The sequence below is a fragment of the Desulfosporosinus sp. FKB genome (assembly GCF_002196705.1).
Taxonomy (GTDB): Bacteria; Bacillota; Desulfitobacteriia; order Desulfitobacteriales; family Desulfitobacteriaceae; genus Desulfosporosinus.
This window is the reverse complement of record NZ_NADJ01000036.1, coordinates 224,913-233,814: the sequence shown is the minus strand read 5'-3', so window position 1 is coordinate 233,814 and position 8,902 is coordinate 224,913. Positions and strand designations below refer to the sequence as shown.

Annotated in this window: 7 protein-coding genes and 1 pseudogene; all 8 read left to right on the top strand. The window is 38.5% G+C overall.

All coding sequences use genetic code 11. The features are described 5' to 3' along the window. Positions 1–121: 121 nt before the first annotated feature. A pseudogene (gene jag, locus B5Y67_RS15075) lies at positions 122–472 on the top strand (RNA-binding cell elongation regulator Jag/EloR); the annotation flags it as partial. A 266-nt stretch (positions 473–738) separates the two neighbouring features. Further along, a complete protein-coding gene (mnmE, locus tag B5Y67_RS15070; RefSeq protein WP_088227242.1) occupies positions 739–2,097 on the top strand; it encodes a tRNA uridine-5-carboxymethylaminomethyl(34) synthesis GTPase MnmE in 1,359 nt (452 codons plus the stop codon). Between the two features lie 8 nt (positions 2,098–2,105). Further along, entirely contained in the window at positions 2,106–4,007 is a 1,902-nt protein-coding gene (gene mnmG / locus B5Y67_RS15065; RefSeq protein WP_088227241.1) for a tRNA uridine-5-carboxymethylaminomethyl(34) synthesis enzyme MnmG, read from the top strand. Between the two features lie 3 nt (positions 4,008–4,010). After that, on the top strand, positions 4,011–4,730 hold the full coding sequence (rsmG, locus tag B5Y67_RS15060; protein ID WP_088227240.1) for a 16S rRNA (guanine(527)-N(7))-methyltransferase RsmG: 720 nt from the start codon (positions 4,011–4,013) through the stop codon (positions 4,728–4,730). A gap of 157 nt (positions 4,731–4,887) precedes the next feature. Continuing rightward, a complete protein-coding gene (locus tag B5Y67_RS15055) occupies positions 4,888–6,333 on the top strand; it encodes a VanW family protein (protein ID WP_088227239.1) in 1,446 nt (481 codons plus the stop codon). A 153-nt stretch (positions 6,334–6,486) separates the two neighbouring features. Beyond that, the gene (locus B5Y67_RS15050) at positions 6,487–7,248 is read left to right on the top strand and encodes an AAA family ATPase (protein ID WP_170932704.1); all 762 of its coding nucleotides are present in this window, start codon (positions 6,487–6,489) and stop codon (positions 7,246–7,248) included. Further along, on the top strand, positions 7,241–8,095 hold the full coding sequence (locus B5Y67_RS15045) for a ParB/RepB/Spo0J family partition protein (RefSeq protein ID WP_088227237.1): 855 nt from the start codon (positions 7,241–7,243) through the stop codon (positions 8,093–8,095). The genes B5Y67_RS15050 and B5Y67_RS15045 overlap by 8 nt, the downstream gene beginning before the upstream one ends. Before the next feature lie 118 nt (positions 8,096–8,213). Beyond that, on the top strand, positions 8,214–8,789 hold the full coding sequence (locus B5Y67_RS15040) for a hypothetical protein (protein ID WP_170932699.1): 576 nt from the start codon (positions 8,214–8,216) through the stop codon (positions 8,787–8,789). The last annotated feature ends 113 nt before the right edge of the window (positions 8,790–8,902 follow it).

Here is an 8,902-nt window from a genome sequence, read left to right as displayed (position 1 = left end):
GCTTGATAAAGCTTGTTAAACAGTAAAATTCCAATGGAATTGTCTGAGTTAAGATGCAAGAACTCAAACTGGTGACCAAGTTTCCGCCGGGAAATAACTCCTATCAGGGTGCGAAACTTAAATTAATATTACCGGGCCAGAACTGGGAATTTTAATTGGACGTCGAGGGGATACCCTTGACGCTCTGCAATATTTAACGAATTTAGCAGTTGCTAAAAAATTATCTGATCGTGTTCGCATTATTGTTGATGTAGAAGGATATCGGTCTCGTCGTGAAGAAACTCTCATTCGATTAGCTAAACGCTTATCTGATAAAGTAAAGAGAACTGGTGTTAGAATTGTTTTAGAACCTATGAATCCTCATGAACGCAGAATTATTCATACTTCTTTACAAGATGACAGTAGGATCTCTACGTTTAGTGAAGGTGACGATCCTAATCGACGTGTCGTGATTGCTCTAAAAAGAGGTTAAAGTTAAAAAGGGAATTTCTTTTTAGCTGCCTAAAACTTAATGAAATATGAAGCAAGATATTAGTTGAGTTGAGGGGGAGTAACCCCTCTTTTTTCATTAGATTACGAAACTTATTAATTTGATAGAATTAGATCATTATATAAATACAAATAGGCAGACCCTGATTATGGCTGAATATGTGTTTCTGAAGTCAGGGAGTGAGAAACAGACCTGCCAGGAATTATTCTTTAAGAGTTAATTAAACAGTTGCTTGGGAGATGATTAGGGTGGAAGATACAATTGTTGCTCTGGCTACTGCAATGGGAGAAGCAAGTATCCATATTGTAAGGTTAAGTGGTCCGGAGGCAAGGCGAATTATTGATGAATGTTTTATACCCAGATCAAGAGAACGTTGGATACGTCACGATAATTTCACACTTACTCTTGGTGTTTTTAAAGATGAGGATCGTATCCTTGATGAGGTTCTGATTGGCAGGATGGCTGCTCCTAACTCTTTTACGGGAGAAGATGTTTATGAGATTAATTGTCATGGCGGACCTTTTGTTGCGCAGAGAATTGTCCGTACTTGTCTTCGTCATGGTGCCCATCATGCTGAACCAGGTGAATTTTCCAAAAGAGCTTTTCTAAATGGTAAATTGGATTTAGTACAGGCGGAGGCGATTATTGATTTAATTACATCCAAGACCGAGACTTCAGCTAATTTGGCTTTAGCACAACTTAGCGGGGGATTAACAAAAATAATTATTGATCTTAGAGAAAAAATATTGGAGATTTTAGCTTTTATTGAAGCAGGTATTGATTTTCCAGAAGATGATGTTGAAACTCTGGATCGAGAAGCATTAGCGAACCGATTGGAAGAAGCCCTGTCAGTAACGAGGGATTTACTCGAAGGTAGTAAGACCGGAAAAATTTTACGCGAAGGACTTCTTACAGTTATCGTAGGACGCCCCAATGTTGGCAAATCAAGTTTATTAAATGCTTTATTAAAAGAAGATCGTGCTATTGTAACTGATATTCCAGGTACAACGCGAGATGAGATTAGGGAATATGTCAGCGTGGGGGGAATCCTTTTACAATTGGTAGATACTGCTGGGATTTGGGAAAGTGAAGATATTGTAGAACGTCTGGGAATTGAAAGAACATGGAATGCCTTAAAAAGTGCCGATCTCATTATTTTAGTCATTGAAGCTAATGTTCAACTATCTGAGGATGAATTATATATTCTTGAGACCTATTCCGATAAAATTATTGTTTTAGTTAATAAAATTGATTTATTGCTGAATGACAAAATTGATATCCCTAATATTGATCACTGGATTCCTTTTTCGGTGCTTCTTCACAAAGGTTTTGCTGATTTAGAGAATGAGATAAAAAGAAGGGTTTATCAAGGGGAGATAATTAATTCGACAGACCCTCTGCTCTCCAATACTCGTCAAATCTCTTCTTTAGAACATAGTTATGCTTCTCTCCAACAGGCTAAGAATAGCTTGAATTCATTTATGCCATGGGATATCCTTTCAATTGATATACGTCAAGCACTTCAATATATTTCTGAGCTGACTGGACATAATGTTCAAGAATCTTTGCTTGATGATATTTTTTCACGATTTTGTATTGGAAAGTAGGTTTAGTCTTGGAATATTTTGCTGGGAATTATGATGTTATTGTTGTTGGTGCCGGGCATGCGGGATGTGAAGCGGCTTTAGCTGCCGCTAGGCTTGGCTGTGAGACCTTGTTAATTACTTTGAACCTTGATACCATTGCCCATATGCCATGCAATCCTTCAATTGGTGGACCTGCGAAAGGTCATTTAGTTCGTGAAATTGATGCCCTTGGAGGGCAGATGGGTATAAATGCTGATGAGACATCCTTACAAGTTAAAATGCTAAATACTGGTAAAGGACCGGCTGTCTATGCCTTAAGAGTTCAATCGGATAAACAAGCTTATCAAAATCGGATGCGCGCTGTCTTGTTTAATCAGCCTAAATTGACAGTTATTCAGGGTTTAGCGGAACGATTGGTTATCGATAACTATCAGGTAACAGGTGTTGTGACGAGAACCGGCGCTCGCTTTGAATCCAGAAACATTGTTTTAACGAGCGGTACCTATCTTCGTGGACGAATAATCATTGGTGATTCTATGTACCAGGGCGGACCAAATGGACAAATGCCTGCCATGTCTCTCTCTCAATCTCTAAAGGAGATTGGTATAGAATTAGGAAGATTCAAGACTGGGACTCCACCACGGATTCATCGCCATTCTGTTGACTATTCGCAGCTTAAACTACAACCAGGAGATGACTCTTTATGGAATTTTTCATTTCTTCCCACAGAGAGCATTTTCTGGCAAAAGGACCCTTCCAAACAAGTTCCCTGTTGGCTTGGCTATACTTCTTCCAAAACTCATGAAATTATTCGTGAGAATCTTTATCGTGCACCTCTTTATTCAGGCAAAATTGAGGGAGTTGGCCCAAGGTATTGTCCTTCGATCGAAGACAAAGTTGTACGTTTTGCTGAACGGGATGCTCATCAAATTTTTCTTGAGCCTGAAGGATGGAATACCGATGAACTGTATGTTGCCGGTTTGTCGACCAGTATGCCTGAAGAAGTTCAAACCGAAATTTTACAAAGTATTCCTGGTTTAAGTCATGTAAAAATGTTGCGTCCTGGTTATGCTATAGAATATGATTATGTTTTTCCCCACCAGTTATCGTTAAGTCTTGAGGTTCGTCAGTTGCCAGGTTTATTTACCGCTGGTCAATTAAATGGCACTTCAGGGTATGAAGAAGCTGCTGCTCAGGGGTTAATGGCCGGTATTAATGCTGCTTTAAGATGCTTGGAGCGAGAACCTTTTCTGCTGCGTCGATCTGATGGTTATTTAGGTGTTATGGTCGATGATTTAGTAACAAAAGGTGTCAAGGAACCCTATCGTTTGTTAACGTCCAGGGCTGAGTATCGATTAGTTCTTAGACAGGATAATGCTGATCTCCGGCTTACCGAAAAAGGACGTCTTATCGGTTTAGTTGATGAAGAGCGCTGGTTTCGTTTTCAACATAAAAAACGGGATCTTTCTGAAATCAATGATCTTTGGAAGTCTACGGTTTTTTCTCCTTCTAATCAGGAATTAAAGAAGTTAATGGATGAGGTAAATTCCACTCCTCCGCGGGGAGGAATTAATGCTTTTGATTTAATTCGCCGACCTGAAATAACCTTAAATCTCATGGTTGAATTAATTCCGGAATTAAAACGTTATTCTCAAGAAGTTTTAGAAGAAGCAGTTATTGAAACAAAATATGCTGGTTACATTGATAAACAATGGGCTGATATCGAAAAGTTTGCGAAGATGGAAGATCGAACTTTGGTAACTGATTTTAATTATGCTGAAGTAAAGGGTTTGTCTACAGAAGGCAGACAACGGTTAATGGAAGTACGGCCCCGTAATGTAGGTCAAGCCTCTCGAATTACGGGTGTTACGCCGGCTGACATTTCAGTTTTGCTTGTTTTCCTAGAACAACGGCATCGAGGGGGAAAATAAGTAATGTTTAATCTGTTTGCTTCTCAAATAAACGATTTGACGTTATCAAATTTAGGCTATGAATTATCAGACGAGCAGGTTAACCAATTTTGTGTATTTGGAGATCTTTTACTTGAATGGAATCAGAAGTTAAATCTGACGAGAATTATTGAACCTTTAGATATAATCCTAAAGCATTTTATTGATTCGATGGCTATTGAAAAATATCTAAAAGGTAATAAATTAGCTGACCTAGGTACAGGTGCCGGCTTTCCAGGGATACCAATTAAAATATTACGGCCTGAATTGGACGTATTCTTAGTTGACTCATTGAAAAAACGTCTAGATTTTCTTGATATTGTTGTTTCAAAACTTAAGTTAACAACTACAAGAACAGTTCATGCTCGTGCAGAGGATTTTGGCCGAGATACCCAATATCGAGGAACATTTGATTGTGTCAGTTCTCGAGCAGTTGCCCGTCTTCCAATCCTGCTTGAGTACTCACTTCCTATAATAAAGAAAAATGGGTTATTTATTTCTCTCAAGGGATTACACGCCGAGGAAGAGCTGAAAGAATCTCAAGCTGCTTTGAATATTCTAGGTGGGAATGTTGAGTGTCTTGAAACCTATAATTTTGGTGAAACTGCAGAACATCGTGCTATTATTGTTGTCAAAAAGGTTAAGGAAACGCCTTCCACCTATCCACGTAAGGCTGGTATACCCACGAAATCGCCGCTTCATTAATTTAAGAAATTATATAGTCGACGAAAATCAAAGCCCAATTTCAACGCTTTACTTCTATATTTGGTAAAGCTCTTTTTAACTTCAATGAAGGGAATACGATTTTAACGTCGAATTAATAGGATTAATATCGTTTTATTTAATAATGAGGTGGTGCGATTTGGACGATTCACTGGAACAGAGAATTAATAGTAAGGCCGAAATGATATCGACCGAGACATTACCTAATGCTACTAAATCTATCCGAACCCGACGGATAAGAAAAAATCGCACATCTAATAAAAAGGTACTCTTTATTGCTGCTGGGTTAGTTGTGGTCTTATTTCTTGCTTGTGGTACCCTTGTTGGTTACTATACTTGGGATCGTCATACTATCGTTAACGGCGTGAAAATTTCCGGAATTAATGTTGGTAACATGACACAATCACAGGCTAAAAGCGCGGCTGATAAGGAAATTGACCGTTTGCTGAATCAAACTGTCAATCTAACTGACGGGCAGCATAGTAATGACGTTAAATTAAGTGATTTAGGGCTTTCGATTTCTGATGACAAGGCTTTGAAAGATGCCTATGATATCAGCAGAACGGGTTCCGTATATCATAGAATTATTGCCAAAATGGATGCTGAAAAAGGGGTTAGTTTTCAGTTCTCTTCACAGTGGGATGATAAGAAAATGCAAGAGAGCTTAGATAAGTTATTTGGCCAATATAATAAGCCTGCTATTGATGCCTCTTATAAAATTACCGACCAAAATACGATGCTTATAGAGTCTGAACAAACTGGATCAACTTATGATGTTGATGCTTTGAAAACTCAAATCAAAGCAATCAATTATTTAAAACCTGTATCTGGGCTTAATGTTAATTTTAAAGATCAACAACCAAAGGTAACAGCAGCGCAACTCGAGGGAGAAAAAATTACCGGTCTCTTAGCTACCTACACAACTCATTTTGATCCTTCACAGACTGCACGTACTGAAAACGTTCAACTTGCTGCAAAAGCCCTTGACAAGGCGGTTATTAAACCTGGTGATATTCTTTCTTTTAATAATATTGTAGGGGAGCGTACAGTCGAAGGTGGGTATAAGGATGCTTACATTATTGTTAATGGTAAATTTATTCCCGGTTTAGCCGGCGGAATTTGTCAGGTTTCCAGCACGTTATATAATACAGGGCTTTTAGCAAACCTTTCTGTTGTTCAAAGATCAAATCATGATCTTGCTATTACTTATGCACCTCTTGGACAAGATGCAACCGTTGCATATCCTGATTTGGATTTGAAATTCAGAAATACTACTGCGGGTTATTTATTAATACGCACAAGAACAACTTCAAATACCTTAACTATTGATCTCTATGGAAAAGTTAATCCTGGCCAGGAAGTTACGATTACGGATTCAACTGAATCTGTAGTACAACCTGAAGAACAGCGTGTTGTTGATAAAACGTTAAAACATGGCGAGTCCGTTGTTAAACAACAGGGGCAACCTGGATATGTTGTAAAATCAATACGAACGGTTAAGGTTAATGGAAAAGTAGTTAGCTCTGAACCACTGCAAAAAAGTCTTTACAAAGCTCTCCCTAAAATCATTAATGTCGGGCCTTGATATTATTTAAGTGATCGTCGGAAATAAATATTTTTGAAACCACTAAAAAAAGCGTTCCAAACGCTTTTTTTATTACTATTGGTTTGATACTATTTAAAGTATATGTAAACATATCAGAATGGCAGTTAGATAAAAAGGAAGTGTATGCTATTGATATCGAAAGTGATCGCAATTGCCAATCAAAAAGGTGGTGTGGCTAAAACCACTACAGCCATAAATTTGAGCGCTTGTCTGGCGGAACTGGGATATAACGTTCTACTTATTGACTTAGACCCTCAGGGAAATGCTACGAGTGGGTTGGGTATAGCAAAGAATAAGTTAATTCGTTGTGTTTACGATGTTCTAATTAACGATGTTCCCATTGAACAAGTGATTCAGAAGTGCGATCAAAAAAACTTAAAACTGGTGCCTGCAAGAATACTTTTAGCTGGTGCGGAAATTGAACTGGTTTCCCAAGAATTTCGGGAGACGAAGCTCAAACTTTCTTTGAAGAATGTACTTCCCAACTACGATTTTATTTTTATTGATTGTCCTCCTTCTTTGGGACTATTGACTCTTAATGCCTTGGCAGCTGCAACGGATGTTTTGATTCCTATTCAATGTGAGTATTACGCCTTAGAGGGTTTGACACTACTAATGAATACCTTAGAAAGAGTTCGCAAACATATTAACCCTAATCTTAATATTTTAGGTGCCTTATTAACAATGTTTGATGCTCGAACAAATTTAGCAATTCAGGTTGTTGATGAAGTGAAAAAATATTTTCCCCAAAAAGTCTTTCGAACAATAATTTCTCGTAATGTCCGTCTCAGTGAAGCGCCTAGCCATGGCAAATCAATTAATGTGTACGATAGTCGTTCGAGGGGCGCTGAAGTATACCGGGAACTGGCGAAGGAGGTATTAGAACGTGTCTAAAAAGGGATTAGGACGCGGCCTTCAAGCACTTCTATCGGACGAGATGGACGAAAACCCAGTAATTAAGGAAATCCTTATTTCTGAAATTGAGCCAAATCCCGATCAACCGCGACGAGAATTTGAAGAGAATGCGCTTAAGGAGTTAGCAGAATCAATTCGTGAACATGGACTACTTCAACCTATTTTAGTGCGGCCTGTTGGTGAGCGTTATATAATCATTGCTGGAGAGAGACGACTAAGAGCTGCAAAAATTGCAGGAATTACAAAGATTAACTGTATCGTTCAGTTATGTAGTGATCAGGAAATGGCTGAGAGAGCAATTGTTGAAAACATTCAAAGGGCTAACCTATCTCCTTATGAAGAAGGAATGGCTTATCATCGGCTTATTCAGGAATATGGCCTGACTCAAGACCAAGTTGCCCAGAAGGTCGGTAAAGCCAGAACGACCATCGCTAACTTATTACGAATTATTCAATTACCAGATGTAATTCTAGAGTTGTTAAAAACTGAAAAACTGTCATTAGGGCATGCAAAAGTTTTATTAGGAGTTAAAGATACGTCATTACAAGTTATTGCTGCCGAAAAAGCTGTTAGAGAGCAATTATCCGTTCGTGAAACTGAGGAACTCATTGACCGTCTGCAAAAAACCACAGATAAGATTAAAGCAACTCCCAGAATTAATAGCCAACCTGATGCTCTTCTACATGTTGAAGATCGACTTCGCGCCAATTTCCAGACTAAAGTACAATTAAAAGGTAATTTAAAACGCGGAAAAATTGAAATTCAATATTTCTCGGAAGAAGAGTTAAACAGACTATTAGATATCTGGAATATTCAAGTTGAGTGAACTCGCCCAGTTAAAGCTGAGCTTCAGGGCTTCGATGGCGAAAGTGTCCTGTGGACCCTTTCGCCGAAGGCGTCTAGCCCATAACATATGCTATCGTGTTGAAGGGTGGACTATGCCTTTGGCGAAACAAGGTACGGGAACCTTGACTACTTGTGGAAATGGGGCCGACTGGAAAAATTATTGTAATGTTCCACGTGGAACATTAACCCGTCAGACGCCTATTTACTGTCTGATAGGATATTTAGATTGCCCTGATCAACGCAGGTGCAGAAATGGCCCCAATATGTGGGTAAAGTTCTCACTCCTGAACTTAGAAGGAATTGCTGATATTCCAATCGTGTCATCCAGTCTAATCTCTTCTCATACCGATGGCTCTTATAATAATTTATGTGCTCTACAATTATTACTATTTTCAGCTCTTTATGCATTGAATTTATTGAGATACTACATTTCAGTTTTCATTATTCTTCAAAATACCTTATCTGACTTATTATCAACGCTCATAGTTACCCTTGATATACTTTGGATCATTCCTGGATCATCTGGTTTCTTCATGAATATCTTGCTCGAATACTGCATTAAAAATTATCCAGGCCATTTCCTAAGTAATTGTAACCTTTCTCGCTATTCCATGATATATGCATTAATGGTGAGTAAAAACCACCTTTCCTTGACCCCTCATATTGGAGTATGATATTAAAAGTCATTCGATTGTTCCACGTGGAACAGAGTTATTAAAGTTCGCTGGATGTTCCACGTGGAACAATAATCAAAGATTGGATTTAGTTACGTGTTACGGAAGGTGGT

What these genes read in the sequence shown, in the direction of transcription:
- rsmG (WP_088227240.1), top strand. Translation starts at nt 4,011, where the DNA reads ATGTTTAATCTGTTTGCTTCTCAAATAAACGATTTGACGTTATCAAAT.